Origin of the sequence: Pseudomonas sp. FP1742, from assembly GCF_030687145.1 — a bacterium.
In the GTDB taxonomy this organism is placed as follows: domain Bacteria; phylum Pseudomonadota; class Gammaproteobacteria; order Pseudomonadales; family Pseudomonadaceae; genus Aquipseudomonas; species Aquipseudomonas frederiksbergensis_D.
The window spans coordinates 5,655,409-5,674,131 of sequence record NZ_CP117460.1 but is presented as its reverse complement, the minus strand read 5'-3'; the positions used below and the strand labels follow the sequence as shown (position 1 = coordinate 5,674,131).

18 protein-coding genes are annotated in these 18,723 nt (G+C 60.2%); 8 read left to right on the top strand and 10 right to left on the bottom strand.

What is annotated here, in order from left to right:
- Window positions 1-313: 313 nt before the first annotated feature.
- The 5 genes from PSH64_RS25670 to dksA form a co-directional block, all read right to left on the bottom strand.
- Window positions 314-1,750 (bottom strand): sigma-54 dependent transcriptional regulator, encoded by a 1,437-nt coding sequence (locus tag PSH64_RS25670; protein WP_105343863.1) that lies wholly within the window; start codon window positions 1,748-1,750, stop codon window positions 314-316.
- A 22-nt stretch (window positions 1,751-1,772) separates the two neighbouring features.
- Window positions 1,773-4,727 carry a sensor histidine kinase gene (locus PSH64_RS25665; protein WP_181150678.1) on the bottom strand — a complete coding sequence of 985 codons (2,955 nt, stop codon included), beginning with the start codon at window positions 4,725-4,727 and terminating at the stop codon, window positions 1,773-1,775.
- On the bottom strand, window positions 4,711-4,887 hold the full coding sequence (locus tag PSH64_RS25660) for a hypothetical protein (RefSeq protein ID WP_003176118.1): 177 nt from the start codon (window positions 4,885-4,887) through the stop codon (window positions 4,711-4,713). Before PSH64_RS25660 ends, PSH64_RS25665 begins: the two co-directional genes overlap by 17 nt.
- A 77-nt stretch (window positions 4,888-4,964) precedes the next feature.
- Window positions 4,965-5,861, bottom strand: coding sequence for a tRNA glutamyl-Q(34) synthetase GluQRS (gene gluQRS, locus PSH64_RS25655; RefSeq protein ID WP_105343868.1), 897 nt, complete (start codon window positions 5,859-5,861; stop codon window positions 4,965-4,967).
- A 180-nt stretch (window positions 5,862-6,041) separates the two neighbouring features.
- Window positions 6,042-6,485 (bottom strand): RNA polymerase-binding protein DksA, encoded by a 444-nt coding sequence (gene dksA, locus PSH64_RS25650; protein ID WP_030130357.1) that lies wholly within the window; start codon window positions 6,483-6,485, stop codon window positions 6,042-6,044.
- Window positions 6,486-6,819: 334 nt separating this feature from the next.
- Between dksA and PSH64_RS25645 the strand changes: the two genes are divergently transcribed.
- Both PSH64_RS25645 and sfsA read left to right on the top strand, forming a co-directional pair.
- Entirely contained in the window at window positions 6,820-7,992 is a 1,173-nt protein-coding gene (locus tag PSH64_RS25645) for a pyridoxal phosphate-dependent aminotransferase (protein WP_105343870.1), read from the top strand.
- Window positions 7,992-8,705: a DNA/RNA nuclease SfsA gene (gene sfsA / locus PSH64_RS25640; protein ID WP_305479115.1), complete on the top strand. Its 714-nt coding sequence runs from the start codon at window positions 7,992-7,994 to the stop codon at window positions 8,703-8,705. The genes PSH64_RS25645 and sfsA overlap by 1 nt, the downstream gene beginning before the upstream one ends.
- Here sfsA and PSH64_RS25635 read toward each other — a convergent pair.
- On the bottom strand, window positions 8,702-9,019 hold the full coding sequence (locus PSH64_RS25635) for a Rieske (2Fe-2S) protein (RefSeq protein ID WP_305479113.1): 318 nt from the start codon (window positions 9,017-9,019) through the stop codon (window positions 8,702-8,704). The genes sfsA and PSH64_RS25635 overlap by 4 nt on opposite strands.
- A 247-nt stretch (window positions 9,020-9,266) precedes the next feature.
- Here PSH64_RS25635 and PSH64_RS25630 point away from each other — a divergent pair, with 247 nt between their 5' ends.
- The 3 genes from PSH64_RS25630 to PSH64_RS25620 are packed head-to-tail and all read left to right on the top strand — an operon-like array spanning window position 9,267 to window position 11,901.
- The gene (locus tag PSH64_RS25630) at window positions 9,267-10,250 is read left to right on the top strand and encodes an iron ABC transporter permease (RefSeq protein ID WP_305481210.1); all 984 of its coding nucleotides are present in this window, start codon (window positions 9,267-9,269) and stop codon (window positions 10,248-10,250) included.
- The gene (locus tag PSH64_RS25625) at window positions 10,250-11,017 is read left to right on the top strand and encodes a heme ABC transporter ATP-binding protein (protein ID WP_305479111.1); all 768 of its coding nucleotides are present in this window, start codon (window positions 10,250-10,252) and stop codon (window positions 11,015-11,017) included. Before PSH64_RS25630 ends, PSH64_RS25625 begins: the two co-directional genes overlap by 1 nt.
- 20 nt (window positions 11,018-11,037) lie before the next feature.
- Window positions 11,038-11,901: a ChaN family lipoprotein gene (locus PSH64_RS25620; RefSeq protein WP_305479109.1), complete on the top strand. Its 864-nt coding sequence runs from the start codon at window positions 11,038-11,040 to the stop codon at window positions 11,899-11,901.
- A 269-nt stretch (window positions 11,902-12,170) separates the two neighbouring features.
- On the opposite strand, the gene PSH64_RS25615 is transcribed toward PSH64_RS25620, so the two are convergent.
- The 3 genes from PSH64_RS25615 to PSH64_RS25605 all read right to left on the bottom strand — a co-directional run bounded on the left by PSH64_RS25615 (window position 12,171) and on the right by PSH64_RS25605 (window position 14,673).
- Entirely contained in the window at window positions 12,171-12,443 is a 273-nt protein-coding gene (locus tag PSH64_RS25615) for a TfoX/Sxy family protein (RefSeq protein ID WP_007938046.1), read from the bottom strand.
- 237 nt (window positions 12,444-12,680) lie between these two features.
- Window positions 12,681-13,025, bottom strand: coding sequence for a pentapeptide repeat-containing protein (locus PSH64_RS25610; protein WP_052967693.1), 345 nt, complete (start codon window positions 13,023-13,025; stop codon window positions 12,681-12,683).
- Between the two features lie 91 nt (window positions 13,026-13,116).
- Window positions 13,117-14,673, bottom strand: a complete 1,557-nt coding sequence (locus PSH64_RS25605; RefSeq protein ID WP_305479106.1) for a bifunctional aminoglycoside phosphotransferase/ATP-binding protein — start codon at window positions 14,671-14,673, stop codon at window positions 13,117-13,119.
- A 118-nt stretch (window positions 14,674-14,791) separates the two neighbouring features.
- On the opposite strand from PSH64_RS25605, the gene mrcB reads away from it, so the two are divergent.
- The 3 genes from mrcB to PSH64_RS25590 are packed head-to-tail and all read left to right on the top strand — an operon-like array spanning window position 14,792 to window position 18,196.
- A complete protein-coding gene (gene mrcB, locus PSH64_RS25600; protein ID WP_305479104.1) occupies window positions 14,792-17,110 on the top strand; it encodes a penicillin-binding protein 1B in 2,319 nt (772 codons plus the stop codon).
- A 16-nt stretch (window positions 17,111-17,126) separates the two neighbouring features.
- The gene (locus PSH64_RS25595; RefSeq protein ID WP_305479102.1) at window positions 17,127-17,861 is read left to right on the top strand and encodes a M48 family metallopeptidase; all 735 of its coding nucleotides are present in this window, start codon (window positions 17,127-17,129) and stop codon (window positions 17,859-17,861) included.
- A complete protein-coding gene (locus PSH64_RS25590; protein WP_305479100.1) occupies window positions 17,861-18,196 on the top strand; it encodes a YqcC family protein in 336 nt (111 codons plus the stop codon). The genes PSH64_RS25595 and PSH64_RS25590 overlap by 1 nt, the downstream gene beginning before the upstream one ends.
- 96 nt (window positions 18,197-18,292) lie before the next feature.
- Here the strand turns inward: PSH64_RS25590 and PSH64_RS25585 are convergent, their stop codons facing one another.
- A complete protein-coding gene (locus PSH64_RS25585; protein ID WP_305479098.1) occupies window positions 18,293-18,715 on the bottom strand; it encodes a DUF4124 domain-containing protein in 423 nt (140 codons plus the stop codon).
- Between the last annotated feature and the right edge of the window lie 8 nt (window positions 18,716-18,723).

The following is an 18,723-nucleotide window of genomic DNA, read 5'->3' as shown; positions in this document are numbered from 1 at the left end:
GCAACGCCTCTCCAAAAGAATCAGTTAGCTACGCCTCTCGCCGTCTTGTTTTTATTGTGCGTGAGTCGATTCGTCTTATTTTTATTGTCTTGTGCATTACTTGTTATTGTTCTTGTACTGAACATATAGCAGGGTGCGTGCCAACTTTTGTGAGGCCCAGTAAAACAAGGGGTTAGGCGGGCTAGCGGTGTTTTTTCAGGCCAAAAAAACCGGGGCTTCGTTACCGTAAGCCCCGGCTTCTGTTACGTGAAAAAGCTGAGGTAACAGTTTTTCCACAATGTCACGTGTTACCCGCGCATCCGACAGGCGCGGTTCAGCTCTCGCTGGCCACCCCGGTCTTGCGCCGCGGGATACCCAGGCGTTGACGGCGTTCCCACAGGCATTTGCGACTGACTCCGAGTTTGCGGGCCAGTTCGGTTTCGGTCATGTGGTCCTGATGCTCGAGGACGAAGTGCTGGAAATAGTCTTCCAGGGACAAATCTTCGGTCGGTTCGTGGCTGGTGTTACCGGCGTTGTTGCCCTGCTGGGGGGCGAGGCCGATGAAGTCGTCGTCTTCCAGATCGCTGAGCTCGATGTCGATACCCAGCAGCTCGGCGGAAATCTCCGGGCTCTCGCACAGAATCACCGCACGCTCGACCGCGTTTTCCAGTTCGCGAACGTTACCCGGCCAGGAGTAATGCCGTATCGCCTGCTCGGCGTCGGCGGCAAATTTCAGATCGGTGCGGTTGACCCGCGCGCTCTGCCGCGCCAAGAAAGCATTGGCGATTTCATTGACGTCGGCACCGCGTTCGCGCAAGGCCGGCAGTTTCAGGGCGATCACATGAAGGCGGTAATACAAGTCTTCGCGGAACTGGCCGATTTTCGCCAGGCTCTTGAGATCCCGGTGGGTCGCGGCGATCAGGCGTACATCGACCTTCTGCGACTGCACCGAGCCAACCCGGCGGATCTCACCCTCCTGCAATACACGCAGCAGGCGAGCCTGGGCTTCCAGCGGCAGTTCACCGATTTCATCGAGGAACAAGGTGCCACCGTCCGCCGCTTCCACCAACCCGGCACGCCCGGCGCTGGCGCCGGTGAACGCGCCTTTTTCGTGGCCGAACAGTTCGGACTCGATCAGGCTTTCCGGAATGGCCGCGCAGTTCACCGAAATCATCGGTGCCTTGGCGCGTTTGGACAGGTTGTGCAGGGCGCGTGCCACGAGTTCTTTACCGGTACCGGATTCGCCCTGGATCAGGACATTGGAATCGGTTGGCGCGACTTTGCGGATTTTGCTGTACAGGTCCTGCATCGGCGGGCAAGAGCCGATGATGCCGATTTCGCCGTTGCTGTTGTCGACACCGCTTTTTGCGGCGCCATTGGATGCTTTACCGACGACCGGCTCACCGCTGGCTTGCGCCGACTGGCGGTCCCGCAGGATTCGCGCGACGGCCTGGAGCATTTCGTCATGATCGAAAGGCTTGGCGATGTAATCCACCGCCCCCATTTTCATGGAGTCGACGGCCGAACGCAGGCTGGCGTAACTGGTCATGATCAGCACCGGAGTGCCCTGGCCAAGTTTGATCAACTCGGTGCCAGGCGCGCCCGGCAGGCGCAGGTCGCTGACGATCAGGTCAAACGTGGGAATGCTGAAACGCTCTTGTGCTTCCTGCACGGATCCGGCTTCGCTGACCTGGTACTGGTTACGTTCCAGCAGACGGCGCAAGGCGGAGCGGATAATTGTTTCGTCTTCGACGATCAAAATGTGCGGCATTGATTCGATACTCTCGACGGTCTCAGTTCACAGCGGACGTCGCTTCGACATGACGCGGCAAGGTCACCCGGATACGGGTGCCGCGTTGGCTTTGAACATCAGCCGGGCTGTCGATGGTGATTTGTCCATAATGCTCTTCAACGATGGAATAGACCAGTGCAAGGCCCAGACCGGTGCCTTCGCCAGGGTCCTTGGTGGTGAAGAAAGGTTCGAACAGTCGGTCCATGATGTTCGAGGGAATACCGCTGCCTTCGTCTTCGACGATCAGATCGACCGTGTGTTCGCCGGCTTCGCTCTTGACCCGCACCGCACTGCCCGGAGGCGAGGCGTCGCGGGCGTTTGAGAGCAGATTGATCAATACCTGGGCGAGCCGCTGCGGGTCGCCTTCGACCCAGTGATCGGGGTCGCACAGGTTGTAGAACTGTACTTCGAAATTGCGCCGGTTCAGGGCCAGCAGGCCGATGGCATCCTGGGCCACTTCCGCCAGACAGACGGGCTCGTCGCTGTGCTGATGACCGCCCGCGTGGGCGAAGCTCATCAGCGACTGGACAATGCGTGACACGCGTTTGGTCTGCTCGAGGATCTGCCCGCTGATTTCCGTGAGTTCGGCGTCTTCTTCACGTTCTTCGCGCAGGTTCTGCGCGAGGCAGGCAATGCCGGTGATCGGGTTGCCGATTTCATGGGCCACGCCGGCCGCCAGTCGGCCAATGCTGGCCAGGCGCTCGGAGTGCACCAGTTTGTCTTCGAGCATCTGGGTGTCGGTCAAGTCTTCCACCAGCAGCACCAGGCCGCTGTTACCCGGCGCCAGCGGTTCGTCGATCGCCGCTTTGTGCAGGTTCAGCCAGCGGGTCTGACCATCGAGGGCCAGGTGCTGTTTGTGCAAGTGTTCGTCCGGCAGATTGATGAAACCTTGCAGCAGCTCTTTCCATGGATCGGCAATGGTGCTCAGGCGCGAACCGACCACACGCTGCGCGGCAATCCCGGTCAGCTCCTCCATGGCTTTGTTCCACATGAGGATTTCCTGATCCTTGGCCAGCGAGCACACACCCATCGGCAATTCCTGCAGGGTCTGGCGGTGGTAGCGGCGCAGGGCATCGAGCTCGGCGGCAAGGCCGGTCAGGCGCGAGTGGTAATCCTCGAGGCGGCTTTCGATGAAGTGGATGTCTTCGGTGACGTAGTTTTCACCGCCGGCCTTGTACGGCAGGAAGGTTTCCACCATGTCCTGGGCGACGCTCGGGCCCATCAGGCCGGACAGGTTGGCTTCGATACGGTCACGCAAGCGACGCAAGGCGTAAGGCCGGCGTTCGTCGAATGGCAGATAAAGGTCGCGCAGCGCCTGTTCGACCTCTTTCTGCGCTGCCTTGGCGCCCAGCGGTTTGGCCAGTTGCGTGGCGAATTCCTGAGGCGAGGCGGCGTGCAGTTCGCGGCGTTGCGGGCGGCGAACGTTATCCACCGCGCAGGCTTCGGCGGCGCTGGCCTCTTCGGGGCTGGCGTTGGTGAACAGTGAGATCAGGGTGAACATCAGCACGTTGGCGGCCAGCGAGGCAATCGCCGCCATGTGCCAACTGGTGTCGTCCAGCACGTAAATCATGTTCAGCAGCGGAATGTAGAAGCCTTGCAGGTTGCCGACCAACGGCAACAGCATGGTCACCAGCCACACCAGAATCCCTGCCAGGAGGCCGGCGATAAAGCCGCGACGGTTGGCGGTCGGCCAGTACAGCACCGACAACACGCCCGGCAGGAACTGTAACGTGGCGACGAAGGCGACGATGCCGAGGTTGGCCAGATCCTGTTCCGCGCCCAGCATCAGGTAGAAACCGTAACCGGCCATGATGATCGCAACGATCAGCGCCCGGCGGGTCCATTTCAGCCAGCGGTAGATATTGCCTTCGGCGGGCGGCTGATAGAGCGGCAGCACCAGGTGGTTCAGGGCCATCCCGGACAGCGCCAGCGTGGTGACGATGATCAGGCCGCTGGCCGCTGACAATCCGCCGACATACGCCAGCAATGCCAGGGCCTTGTTATTGGCGGCGATGCCGATGCCCAGGGTGAAATATTCCGGATTGGTCGTGGCGCCGAGTTTCAGCCCGGCCCAGAGAATCAGCGGCACTGCCAGGCTCATCAACAGCAGAAACAGTGGCAAGCCCCAGCTCGCGCTGACCAGCGAGCGCGGGTTGAGGTTTTCGGTAAAGGTCATGTGGTACATGTGCGGCATGACGATCGCCGAGGCGAAAAACACCAGCAGCAGCGTGCGCCATGGGCCTTCCTGCAATGGCGTGTGCAGGGCGGCGAGGGCGGTCTGGTTTTGCAGCAGCCACAATTCCAGCTGTTGCGGGCCGTCGAACACACCATAAAGCGCATACAGGCCGACGCCGCCAATCGCGATCAGTTTGATCACCGACTCGAAGGCAATCGCGAACACCAGGCCTTCGTGTTTCTCGCGGGTGGCGATGTGGCGCGAGCCGAAGAAAATCGTGAACAGCGTAATCAGCGCGCAGAAACTCAGGGCTACGCGATGCTGCACCGGTTCGCGAGTGAGGATACCGATGGAATCGGCCACCGCCTGAATCTGCAATGCCAGCAACGGCAGCACGCCGATCAACATGAAAATCGTCGTCAGCGCGCCGGCCCAGGTGCTACGGAAACGGAACGCAAACAGGTCGGCCAGGGACGAGAGTTGATAAGTGCGGGTGATCTTCAGGATCGGGTACAAAAGCACCGGCGCCAGCAGAAACGCCCCGGAAACCCCGAGGTAGCTGGACAGAAAACCGTAGCCGTACTGATAGGCCAGGCCCACCGTGCCGTAAAACGCCCAGGCACTGGCATAAACGCCCAGCGACAGGGTGTACGTCAGCGGGTGGCGAATGATCGCCCGGGGGATCATGCCCCGTTCGCTGATCCAGGCCACACCGAACAGCACCGCCAGGTACGCGGCGCTGATCAGGATCATCTGGGTCAGGCTAAAGCTCATCGGCATCTTTTTGGCTCTGCAGGATGAAGGTCACGACGATCAGAATCAGCCAGAGCAAATAAGGGCGATACCAGGCGCCAGTGGCGTCGATCCACCAATCCATGATGGCCGGGGAGAACAGATAAATCCCCACTACCAGGAGCAGGACCAAGCGATAGATGTACATCCCGGCCTCTCTCTTTTATGCGCGTGCCCGAAAACGTGCGGCGATGGTAACGGATGGGCGCGCCACTGCAAGTGGCATCACTGCAGTTGCGCTTCGGGCAATGTCAGTGTGCGCGGGATCAGCGACGCATCCCAGTGGGCAATGCCCCAGTTGAGCACTTCCCGTGGCGTGGCGTCATTCAATTCGGTAACGGGAGTGTGCCCCAGCGCCCGCAATGCGCGCAGTAGCAGCGGCGTGGCCTGATCTTCGGTGAGTGGCGGCGAGCGATAGGACTTTCCGAGTTTGTGGCCGTCCGGCTGGGTAATCAACGGGATATGCAGGTAGCGTGGTTGCGGCAGGCCGAGCAGTTCTTGCAGATAGAGTTGGCGTGGCGTCGAATCCAGCAGATCGGCGCCGCGCACGATATCGGTGATGCCTTGCCAGGCATCGTCCAGCACCACCGCCAATTGGTAGGCATAGAGCCCGTCGCGGCGACGAATCACGAAGTCGCCGACCTCTCGGCCCAGGTGTTGACGGAATTCGCCCTGTACCCGGTCGATGAAGTGGTATTCCAGCTCCGGCACGCGCAGGCGAATCGCCGCGTTTTCGGTGCCGTGCCCCGCGTTGCGGCAGAAACCGGGATAGATGCCGTGATACGGCTCCAGTTGCTTGCGCGAGCAAGTACACGCGTAGGCCAGGCCCTGATTGAACAGGCGATTGAGGACCTCGGCGTAGGCCGCGTGGCGGTCACTCTGCCGGACCATCTCGCCATCCCACTCGAAGCCATAGCTTTCCAGCGCCTTGAGAATCGCTGCCTGGGCGCCGGGCTCTTCCCGTGGCGGATCGAGATCTTCCATGCGCACCAGCCAGCGCCCACCGACCGAACGGGCGTCGAGGTACGAGGCCAGCGCTGCGACCAGCGAACCGAAATGCAGATGCCCGCTGGGCGTAGGGGCGAAGCGCCCGATGTAGGCAGAGGAGGGGATGGCAATCATGAGGGCAATGTTACTTGGTCCGGGCTTGCGCCAGCCACCTGTGGGAGCGAGCCTGTTCGCGATAGCAATAGATCAGCCAGTGTTGATGTTGGATGCAGTGCCGCCATCGCGAGCAGGCTCGCTCCCACAGAAACAAAAAAACGGAGCGTTCGCACGCTCCGTTTTTCGTTCAAGCCGCAATTACTTGCCGACTTGTTTTTCCTTGATTTCCGCCAGGGTCTTGCAGTCGACGCACATGTCGGCGGTTGGACGGGCTTCCAGTCGCTTGACGCCGATCTCGACGCCGCAGGACTCGCACCAGCCGTATTCTTCGTCTTCGATCAATTGCAGGGTTTTGTCGATTTTCTTGATCAGCTTGCGCTCGCGGTCGCGGGCGCGCAATTCGAGGCTGAATTCTTCTTCCTGGCTGGCACGATCTGCCGGATCAGGGAAGTTGGCCGCTTCGTCTTTCATGTGATCAACAGTACGGTCGACTTCCTGCATCAAGTCCTGTTTCCACTTGTTCAGGATCTTGGTGAAGTGAGCGCGCATGGGCTTGCCCATGTACTCTTCGCCCTTCACTTCTTTGTAGGGTTCGAAGCCGCTGATCGACTGGTTCTGTTGTTGCTTTGCTTGGGTGGGCATGAAATGGACCGCCTCTACTCTTGTAATCCATTGCGCAGGATTGCTCCATCACCGACACCTGCCGGCCCTGCGGCTGCAAGCGGGCGAACTTACCAGATCAAATCGGACCGCGCTACTCCCGGATGTCGAGCCCGCGGCCCGCGGTGCTTGCAAAAGATTGCAAAGCCTTGTCTGGTGGCGAGGGAGACCTGATCAATTATTGATTTTAGTCAAACCTGGGACATACGCTTGAACCGTTTCAGACCAGCGTTATATGGGCTCTGACCGCTTTAGGCTCTCGCTCGTTCCTGCGCTTGGGTAGAATCAATTCTTTTCCCCGTTGTAAGGAAGGCTAATGGCTCTGTCCTACAGTGCGCGCAGTCGCGCGATCGAACCGTTCCACGTCATGGCCCTGCTGGCGCGAGCCAACGAGTTGCAAGCGGCCGGCCACGACGTGATTCACCTGGAAATCGGCGAGCCGGACTTCACTACCGCCGAACCGATCATCCAGGCCGGCCAGGCCGCGCTGACAGCGGGGAAGACCCGTTATACCGCCGCCCGGGGCATTCCCGAGTTGCGCGAGGCCATTTCGGGTTTCTACCAGCAGCGATACGGGCTGAACATCGATCCGCAACGCATCCTGATCACGCCTGGCGGTTCAGGCGCGTTGCTGTTGGCCAGTGCCTTGCTGGTGGACCCAGGCAAGCACTGGCTGCTGGCAGACCCGGGTTACCCGTGCAACCGGCACTTCCTGCGCCTGGTGGAAGGCGCTGCGCAACTGGTGCCGGTGGGCCCGGATGTGCGTTATCAACTGACTCCGGACCTGGTGGCACGTCACTGGGATCACGACAGCGTCGGCGCCCTGGTAGCATCGCCGGCCAACCCTACCGGGACCATCCTGACCCGTGATGAACTGGCCGGGCTGTCCGCGGCGATCAAGGCCCGCCACGGTCATTTGGTGGTCGACGAGATCTACCACGGCCTGACTTACGGCACGGATGCGGCCAGCGTGCTGGAAGTCGATGACAGTGCCTTCGTCCTCAATAGTTTTTCCAAGTATTTCGGCATGACCGGCTGGCGCCTCGGTTGGCTGGTGGCGCCTGAAGCGGCGGTAAGTGAACTGGAGAAACTCGCCCAGAATCTCTATATCAGCGCACCGAGCATGGCCCAGCACGCCGCATTGGCCTGCTTCGAGCCTGCCACGATCAGCATTTTCGAGGAGCGCCGCGCCGAGTTCGGTCGACGTCGCGATTTCCTGCTGCCGGCCCTGCGGGAATTGGGCTTCGGTATCGTGGTAGAGCCGGAAGGCGCGTTCTATTTATATGCCGATATCAGCAATTTCGGTGGAGATGCCTTCGCGTTCTGCCAGCATTTCCTCGAAACCGAGCACGTTGCGATCACCCCGGGGCTGGATTTCGGGCGCCATCAGGCCGGGCATCACGTGCGGTTTGCCTACACCCAGAGCCTTCCGCGCTTGCAAGAAGCAGTCGAGCGGATTGCTCGCGGTTTGAAGAGCTGGCAAGGCTGATGCGCTTCCATCCTCCCCTCGAAGAAGGTCGCTTGATTCGTCGTTACAAACGTTTTCTCGCCGATATCGAAACCGTTGGCGGTGAATTGCTGACCATTCACTGCCCGAACACCGGTTCAATGCTTAATTGCCAGGTCGAGGGCGGGCAAGTCTGGTTCAGCCGCTCCACCGACCCCAAGCGCAAGTTGCCCGGCACTTGGGAAGTTGGCGAAACCCCACAGGGGCGGCTGTTCTGTGTGAACACCGGGCGCGCCAACGGCTTGATCGAGGAGGCGCTGCGGGCCGGCGTCATCGCCGAGCTGAACGGCTTTACCGAACTGAAACGCGAAGTGGCCTATGGTCAGGAAAGCAGCCGTATCGACTTCCGTCTGGATTACCCGGGCGGGCCGGCCTATGTAGAAGTCAAAAGTGTCACCCTGGGCTTCGAGGGTTCGGCGGTGGCGGCATTTCCTGATGCGGTGACCCAGCGCGGGGCCAAGCATTTGCGCGAACTGGCCCATTTGGCTCGGGACGGGATTCGCGCTGTGCAGTTGTATTGCGTGAATCTGACAGGCGTTGACTCCGTGCGTCCAGCAGAGGAAATCGATTCGGCCTACGCGGCGGCGTTACGCGAAGCAGTGGCGTGCGGGGTCGAAGTGCTGGCGTATGGCGTGCGCTTGACCCACGAAGAGATGGTAGTCGATCGGCGGCTGGATGTGCTGTTGAACGGTTAGAGCGTGACCCAGACTCCTTGCTCGTCTTCGCGGCAGGGGATGGTGGTCAGGGATTGTCCGGCGCACGGTCCGGCGACGCATTCGCCGTCTTCGATCAGAAACAGTGCGCCGTGGGTGGCGCACTGGATCAGGCTGTTGCTGGGGTCGAGAAACTGGTCGGGTTTCCATTCCAGTGCGACACCACGGTGCGGGCAACGATTTTCATACACGTACACTCGACCGTCTCGGCGCACCGCCAGAAGCTTCTGACCGTCGACGTCGAAACCGCGACTGCTGGCGTCAGCCAATTCGGCGCCTGTGCAAAGAAGTTTCATGTCTATCCTCAAATCCTGCGGCTCGTGACCCGGGATGTCCGAGTCTGACGTGCAAATGTAAGCAATTATCAAATGGCCGCTCGCCCCAGGGCGATTGCCGGATGCCGAGGATACTTGGCCTGTCATCTCTATGCCTGGGAAACCTTTAAAGGAAGCTGTTTATGCACCCGTTCCATCCCGGTACGACTGACCAATGACCTTTCTGGTTAAACCCCGTGCGTTGTTCATTGGCCTGAGCCTGCTGTGTTTGCTGGCGATCTGGCTGTCGCTGGCGCTGGGCCCGGTGAGTTTGCCGTTGTTCGACACGTTGCGGGCGGCGCTGCGGTTGATCGGTTTGCCCATTGCGCCCGACGGGTTGGAGCAGGCTGAGCTGATCCTCGGGCAGATTCGCCTGCCGCGTACCTTGCTGGGATTGGCGGTAGGCGGGGTGCTGGCGCTGTCCGGCGTAGCGATGCAGGGCTTGTTTCGCAACCCGCTGGCCGACCCGGGATTGGTGGGGGTGTCCAGTGGTGCGGCATTGGGCGCGGCCATCGCGATTGTCGGCGGCTCGGCGTTCGGCGGTCTGCCTGAATCCTTCGGGCCTTATCTGTTGTCGGTGTGCGCGTTTCTCGGCGGGTTGGGGGTGACGGCACTGGTCTATCGGCTGGGGCGGCGCAATGGCCAGACCAACGTCGCGACCATGCTGCTGGCCGGTATCGCATTAACGGCTTTGGCTGGCTCGGCGGTCGGGTTGTTCACCTATCTGGCGGATGACGCGACCCTGCGCACCCTGACATTCTGGAATTTGGGCAGCCTTAATGGCGCCAGTTATTCGCGACTCTGGCCGTTGCTGCTGGTGAGCAGCGGTGTGGCGTTGTGGTTACCGCGTCGGGCCAAGGCCTTGAATGCATTGTTGCTGGGAGAATCGGAGGCCGGTCACCTGGGCATCGATGTGGAAAGACTCAAGCGCGAATTGGTGTTCTGTACGGCGCTTGGCGTCGGCGCGGCAGTCGCGGCGGCGGGGATGATCGGCTTTGTCGGCCTGGTGGTGCCACATCTGGTACGGCTGCTGGCCGGCCCCGATCATCGGGTGCTGTTGCCGGCGTCGGTATTGGCGGGGGCCAGTCTCCTGTTGTTTGCCGATCTGGTGGCGCGGCTGGCCCTGGCGCCGGCCGAGTTACCGATCGGGATCGTCACGGCCTTCATCGGCGCGCCATTTTTTCTGTATTTGTTGATCAGAGGGCGCGCCTGATGTTGCGAGCGCAGAACCTGCAAATCCGTCGCGCTCGAAAGATTGTCCTCACCGACATCACCCTTGAGCTCAAGCCGGGGGAAGTCCTCGGTGTACTGGGCCCCAACGGTGCCGGTAAAAGCACGCTGCTCGGTGCCCTGTGCGGCGAATTGCGTGCGGAGCAAGGCGGCGTCTGGCTCGATGAGCGTGAGCTGAGTCATTGGGCCGGAGCGCAGCGAGCCCGGCGTTTGGCGGTGCTGCCGCAGGTGTCGACCCTGGATTTTGCCTTTCGTGTCGAGGAAGTGGTCGGCATGGGGCGTTTGCCCTATCAAAGCGGTCGGGTTCGGGATGACGAGATTGTCGCCGCCGCGCTACAGGCAGCCGATGCGGGGCACCTGAGCGGCCGCAGCTATCTGGCGCTGTCCGGTGGCGAGCGTCAGCGGGTGCATCTGGCGCGGGTGCTGGCGCAGCTCTGGCCGGGGGAGGCGGGGCAGACGCTGTTGCTCGATGAGCCGACCTCGATGCTCGACCCGTTACATCAGCACACCACCCTGCAAGCGGTGCGCGAGTTCGCCGATCGCGGCGTGGCGGTGTTGGTGATCCTGCATGATCTGAACCTGGCGGCACGTTATTGTGATCGTCTGTTACTGCTCGAGGGTGGTCGTCCCGTGGCGCTGGATACGCCGGAACAGGTGTTGCGTCCGGAACCGCTCAAGGCCGTGTTCGGGCTGGAAGTGCTGGTGCAGCTGCACCCGGAGCGTGGGTATCCGCTGATCATCGCCCGTTGAGGTTTCTGTAGGGGGAGAACATGCGTGTGATGGTGATTCTGGCTGCGCTGTTACTGAGTGCTTGCCAACATGTATCAGTCCCGCCGCCGGTCAGCGGCGAAATCCGGGATCTGCGCAGCGGTCAGGCCCTGACGCCGAGGGAACTGCTTGCGCGCCTGGCTGAGTCTGCGCGGCTGATCGTCGGCGAGCAGCATGACAATCGTGATCACCATCAGCTGCAATTGTGGTTATTGCAGGCGCTGGGGGAGCGACGGGCCCAAGGCAGTCTGCTGCTGGAAATGCTTACACCGGCTCAGCAACAGCGCGTCGATGACGTTCGGCATTCCTCGTCGCCGCCGGCGGATTTGTCGGGTGCATTGGCCTGGCAATCGGGTTGGGACTGGGATTTGTACGGGCCGATCGTTCGTTTTGCCCTGACTCAGCCGTACCCGGTGCTGGCGGCCAATCTGGACACGTCTGAAGTGCGTACCGTCTATGCCAAACCGCCGGTATTGAACGGTTTGCGCTCCAATGCCCCGACAGTCAAGGAAGAGTTGCTGGCACAGATCAGCGATTCCCACTGCGGCTTGCTGCCTGAATCACAGATGCCCGCAATGCTGGCCGTGCAGCAGCAACGTGACCGGCGGATGGCCGAGCGATTGCTGGCCGCACCGTCGCCATCACTGTTGTTTGCCGGCGTATTCCATGCACGCAAGGATGTCGGGGTGCCGATCCATGTGCTGGATCTGAGAGAGCCCCAGGCACCCACGGTATTGATGCTGGCAGAGCAAGGTGCCGAGGTCTCGCCGGCCATGGCTGATTATGTTTGGTATACACCCGCCACGCCGCCGCAGGATTACTGCGCGCAAATGCGCAAACAGTTCGGCAAGCCGTCAGGTCAATAAACCGGGCAGGTTTTCCACAGGCAAAAAAAGACCCGGCAAGAGCCGGGTCAAATAACCGTGATTAGCCTGATGAGGAGATAATCTGAGAGTCCGAACCAAGGGCTTTTCAGAATATCGACCAGTCTCGCGACCAGTTGTGATAATAATAGCGATTCTCATTACCAAGTCAACCGCTGATTTCTCATTCCCTTGGATTACGCCATTCCTTCGCTGGAAGGCCTCGTAATCGTTGGGTTTCAGGCTATGTGTTTCGAATGAACGTCCCTCGTTCAATTCTTGTGGCGAGAGGAAATAGCATCCAGCTGTCTGTTCAAAGCCTCCTTGCGCTCTGCGGGAATGTCGTTCCAGTGAACATCCATCAACGCGCCTTCGATCGCATACAACAACACCTTGGACGCCCGAAAACCGCGCGTGCGCACGGCCCGATAAGCATCCACAGCTCCCAGCCGACGCAAGTCCGAGGCACTGTGGATGCCCACGGCATGCAGCCATTGCGCCGACGTCTTGCCAAGATTCTTCAGGTGTTGCAGTTCATCATTCATCAAGCCTCCTTGCGACAGCCGAACGGTGCGTGGGCGAGCCTCTCAGCAGTGTAGCCATCAGTAGGAAAAGCGTGATTGTTTGGTCGGTTTCGACGCAAAAGCTTCTAAGAGGGAGGCGCGGGGGAGCTGAATGAAAGTCTGCGAACGCAGCAGGAGCAGGTGTGGAAAATCGGCTTTTTGGGCAAAAAAAGTCCAGCGCGAAATAGGACGCTGGACTTGTTTTATATGACGTCGCTTTTAGCGGGTGCGATAACGCAGGCGAGTACCGAAATTCATCGACATCAGAATCTCATCGGCACTCAGCTCTGGCGGGAAGTAGGCGCCGGAGATCTGTGCGTGGGCCAGGCTCGCGCCCTCCAGGGACGAGTTGCGAAAGTCGATGCCACGCAAGTCGGCAGAGCGGAAATAGGCATCGGTGAAGTCGACGCCATCGGCATTCAATTCACGCAGATCAAGGCCGCGAAAGTCACCACCGACCATGTCGATGGGGCCGTCTTTCGGGCGTTCGTTATTAAAGCCTGTGATGTCGTCTTTGTGCAGCAAGGCATAAAGCGGGGTATCGAGAAGTTTCGGCTGGCTCATGTCACATCACCTGATGGTTTTATGACGCCAGTATAGTGCCACTATTTGACAGCCGTGAAGCCGGTGAGGGCTTCACGGCTGAAATTGTTTCTTACAGGCCTGGCAAGCGTTGGCGAATTTGCGCAACGACGGTGTCGAGGGTGCCACTTTCATTGGTCTGGACGCGTTTGCTGCAGAGGATTTCTGCTGGCGTCAGGGCCTCGCGGCTGGCTTGCTGGGCGGCGATAACGGCCAGATTGGCGTCGGACGGATCGTTGTTGTCCGTCTGACGTTGCTTCAGCCAGCTCTCGATCACCGCTTGCGGTGCGTCACAATCGAGGATCAGGAACGGCGCACCGGTGGCCTCGGCGATTTTTGCCGCGCCATCCCGTTGGTCGCGCTTGAGATAAGTGGCATCGATCACCACCGGGAAACCGGCACGCAGAATCACAGCCGCAACTTCATGCAGGCGGGCATAGGTGGCGACGCTGGCGTCGGCGCTATAGATGCCGGCCTGCAGCTCGTTTGGTACGGTCTGCTCGCCGAACATACGTTTGCGCTCTACATCCGAGCGCAGGCGAACGGCGCCCAGCGCTTCCACCAGACGCATGGCCACATGGCTTTTGCCAACGGCGGAAACGCCATGGGTAATCGCCAGGAAGCGCGAAGGGATGGTGCTGTAGCTTTCCGCCAGGTTGGCGTAGTTGCGGTACTGACGCAGAGTGGTGGCGCGCTGTACCGGATCGGCTTCGGCCGGCATGCTGAACAGGCTGACCTTGGCGCGAACCAGTGCGCGGTAGGCTTTATAGAAGTTCAGCAGCTCAAGACCCTGATAGTCGCCGGTCAGCTCCAGGTACTGGCTGATAAAGCGGCGCGCCAGGCTCTTCAGGCCGCGGTCTTCCAGGTCCATTGCCAGGAAACCGGTGTCGGCGTAAACGTCGGTGAAGCGGAACGGCTCGTTGAACTCGATGCAGTCGAAGATCACCACTTTGCCGTCGATTACAGTGGCGTTGCCCAAGTGAATGTCGCCATGGCATTCGCGAATGAAACCGTCGGCCTTGCGCTGGGCGAACAGCGGCTTGAGGCGCTCGAAGCTGCTTTCGGCCCAGGCTTGCAGTGCATCGAGTTGCAGCAGATCGGCCTTGTCGCTGAGGAACGGACGGATCTGTTCGAAGTTCTGCCGTACCGGCGCCATGACGCTGTCCGGCGTGCCAGCTTCATGTTCGGCAGGCACTTTCGGCGCGTTGAGGTGGAATTGAGCGATTTGTGTGGCCATCTCGTCAATGTGCGCGGTGGTCAATTCGCCGTTGGCTTGCAGGGTGCTGAGCAATTGGCTTTGTGGGAACTGACGCATTTTCAGGGCGTAATCGACAACCGGACCATCGCCGCCCAGTTGTGGGGCCTCGGCGCTGCCGGTGATCGGCAGCACTTCAAGATACAAGTCATGGGTCAGACGCTGGTTCAGGCGCAGCTCTTCGCCGCAGAAATGCTTGCGAGCTTCGAGACTGGTGAAGTCAAGGAAGCCGAAATTCACCGGCTTCTTCACTTTATAAGCATAGGGACCGGTGAGTATCACCCAGGAAATATGGGTCTCGATGACCTGGAACCCTTCTACGGGATGCGGGTAGAGGGCCGGGTTTTGCAGGGCAGCGATCAGGGATTGGCTCACAGGCGATCCTTCAGAGTCTGGGGAAAATTCAAGGCCGTCATTATGGCTGCAAGTCCGTCCGACGCAAACCTCAGAGGGCTCCTGTTGAGGATGAATAAAGTGCGTATAATCCGCCGCCATGACTCGAACTCGATCCCCCCGACCCCCTAAAAAACCACCTTCCAGAGGCATGCGCCCCTGGCTGGGCTGGGCCCTTAAACTCAGCCTGGTCGGCCTTGTGGTGCTGGCCGGGTTCGCGGTTTACCTAGACGCCGTGGTCCAGGAGAAGTTCTCCGGCAAGCGCTGGACCATCCCGGCCAAGGTGTACGCGCGCCCGCTCGAGCTGTTCGTCGGACAAAAGCTCAGCAAGGACGACTTCCTCACCGAGCTCGATGCCTTGGGCTACCGGCGTGAAGCGGTCAGCAACGGCCCCGGCGCGGCGGCGGTCAATGGCAATACCGTCGACTTGAATACCCGAGGCTTCCAGTTCTATGAAGGTATGGAGAGCGCCCAGCCCGTGCGCGTGCGGTTCTCCGGCGATTACGTGGCCGAACTCTCGGCGACCAACGGTTCGAAGCTTTCCGTGGTGCGACTGGAGCCGCTGCTGATCGGCGGGATTTACCCGAAAAACCTTGAAGACCGCATCCTGATCAAGATCGATCAGGTTCCGCCATATCTGCTCGAAACCCTGGTTGCCGTAGAAGACCGGGATTTCTACAGCCACTGGGGCGTGTCGCCGAAATCGATTGCCCGAGCTATCTACGTCAACACCTCGGGCGGCAAGATGACCCAGGGCGGCAGTACGCTGACGCAACAGTTGGTCAAGAACTTCTACCTCACCAGTGAACGCAGCCTGACCCGCAAGCTCACCGAAGCGATGATGGCGATGTTGCTTGAGCTGCATTACGACAAGCGCGAAATTCTTGAGGCTTACCTCAACGAAGTGTTCGTCGGCCAGGATGGTCAGCGCGCGGTGCACGGTTTCGGCCTGGCCAGTCAGTTCTTCTTCGGGCAGCCATTATCCGAGCTGAAACTGCATCAAGTCGCTTTGTTGGTGGGCATGGTCAAGGGGCCGTCCTATTACAACCCGCGTCGCAACCCTGAAAGGGCGTTGGAACGGCGAAATCTGGTGCTCGACGTTCTGGAGCAACAAGGCGTCGCCACTGCCGAGCAGGTTGAGACAGCGAAGAAAATGCCACTGGGTGTGACCACTCGCGGCAAGCTGGCCGATAGCTCGTTCCCGGGCTTCCTCGATCTGGTCAAGCGTCAATTGCGCGAAGACTACCGCGACGAAGACTTGACCGAAGAGGGGCTGCGGATCTTCACCAGTTTCGACCCGATCCTGCAGATGAAAGCCGAAGCCTCGGTCAATGACACGTTCAAACGTCTGGCCGGGCGCAAGGGTTCCGATGACGTGGAAGCGGCGATGGTCGTGACCAACCCGGAAACCGGTGAAGTCCAGGCTATGATCGGCAGCCGTCAGGCGAGTTTTGCCGGTTTCAACCGGGCGCTGGATGCGGTACGACCGATCGGCTCGCTGATCAAGCCGGCGGTTTATCTGACCGCCCTTGAGAAGCCAAGCCAGTACACGCTGACCAGTTGGCTGTCGGACGACTACTTCTCGGTCAAAGGCGCGGACGGTCAGGTCTGGAAACCACAGAACTATGATCGCCGTTCCCACGGCACGGTGTTCCTGTATCAAGGGTTGGCACATTCCTACAACCTGTCGACCGCGCGTCTCGGGTTGGCGGTGGGCGTGCCGAATGTCTTGAAGACCCTGGCGCGCCTGGGCGTAAGCCGCGAATTCCCGGCGTTCCCGTCGATGTTGCTCGGTGCCGGCGGTATGACCCCGATCGAAGTGGCAACCATGTACCAGACGCTGGCCAATGGCGGGTTCAATACGCCGATGCGCGGTATTCGCAGCGTGCTGACTGCCGAGGGCGAGCCGCTCAAGCGTTATCCGTTCCAGATTCAGCAGCAATTTGATCCGGCGTCCATTTACCTGATCCAGAACGCCATGCAGCGCGTCATGCGCGAAGGTACCGGCAGTTCGGTTTATAACGTGTTGCCGAAAACCCTGACCCTGGCTGGCAAGACCGGTACCAGTAACGACTCGCGGGACAGCTGGTTTGCCGGTTTCAGTCAGGATCTGCTGGCCGTGGTCTGGCTGGGGCGCGATGATAATGGCAAGACACCGTTCACCGGTGCCACCGGTGCGTTGCAGGTCTGGACCAGTTTCATGCGCAAGGCCGATCCTCTGCCGCTGGACATGCCGCAGCCGGACAACATTGTTCAGGCCTGGGTCGATTCGCGTACCGGGCAAGGTTCCGAAGCCAACTGCCCAGGTGCGGTGCAGATGCCGTATATTCGCGGCAGCGAACCGCCTCCCGGTGCTGCTTGCGGCGGCGAAAGCCCTGCTGAATCGGTGATGGATTGGGTCAAGGGCTGGATGAATTAAGCAAAGAGGATTTGAAGTGAACAAGTGGTTGATTCCAGCGGTGACTGCCGTGGCTTTGCTCAGCGGCTGCTCCACTGTGCAGCGTGGTTCGATTCCGGTTGTAGATGCCGGCACTGCCGTCTCCAACAGCGAGCGGATTTCGGCGAATGGCGGGTTCCGGCAGTCGACGGTGAAACGTCCTGCACAAGCCCAGACTCAGGCGATCCCGCAAGGTGACACTGGCGTCGTGGTGATGGTGCCGGGTGGAGGGGCCGTCTCCTCGGCGCCGATCAGCACTTCGCCGATTACCCCGGGTCCGATTACTCCGGGACCGATTGATACCTCGCCGGTCCAGTCGGCACCGATCAATCAGGGCAGCTACAGCATGCCGTCGACGCCGAGCGGGATTCCTTCGGCGAACTCCGGCGGCCTGTCTGCCGATGAACAGCTTGACGGTCCGGTCCTGGCCTTGTTGACCACCGCCCAGCAGCAACAGGCCAGCGGTGACCTTAACGGCGCATCCTCCAGCCTCGAACGCGCCCAGCGTGTTGCGCCGCGTGAACCGCAGGTGCTTTATCGTCTGGCCCAGGTACGTATGGCTCAAGGCGATGCGGCACAGGCCGAGCAGTTTGCCCGTCGTGGTCTGACGTTCGCCAATGGTCGTCCGGATCTTCAGGCCAGCCTGTGGGAATTGATCGCCCAGGCTCGTGAGAAGCAGGGTGACCCGGCCGGTGCGGCATTGGCACGTCAGAAGGCCAAGGTTTCGCTGTGATGGATGCACGTTTCCCGAAGATCGCCGAGCAGTTGCTGTTGATCGAGCGCGAACTGCGGGTTCAGGGCTGGTGGGATGAAGTGCCGCCGTCCGCTGATGCGCTTTCCAGCGTCGAGCCATTCTCGGTGGATACGCTGGATTTCGAGCAGTGGCTGCAATGGATCTTCCTGCCAAGGATGAAGTCGATCCTGGAGCAGAACCTGCCATTGCCCAACGCATCGGGGATCCAGGAGATGGCCGAAATGGTCTTCGCCGCGCGTAATGTCCAGGGCAAGGATCGACAGCTTCAGGTCCTGCTCAAAGAGTTCGACGTGTTGATCACCATCTCCCGCTAACCCCGAACCCTTGTAGGAGCCGTTGGAGCTGTCGAGTGCTGCGATCTTTTTAAAAACAACGTCAAAAGATCGCAGCCTCGTTTCACTCGACAGTTCCTATATGCAGTTTTTCGTAATCTGTTTCTGTGCTTCGGTGATGCGCTCCTGACGTTGTTGGTCGGTCAGGCGACGCATATCACCGTCGACTTCCTCCCGTAGTCGCGGATTATTCTGCAGCTGAGCCAGGTTCGTCCGGGCCTGCTCGCAGAATGCTTTTAGCTGGGTCTGCTGCTCGGCGACCTGCTTTTTCACTTTTTTATCGATAGCCTGTTGATCGCCTATGACGTTGCCGTGCGGTGGCGCGCTCGGCTTGCCGACGGGCGGGGCGGGCGTGACCACGAGGGTGGCCTCCCGGCCCTGGGGCGGTTGCGCATCGAAATGGGTAACCCCCTGGGCATCGACCCATTTATAGATCTGACCCGCCATGCACAAAGGGCTCAGGCTGATCAGCAAGCCGGTGGTGAGGAAGAACGTTCGCATGCCATTTC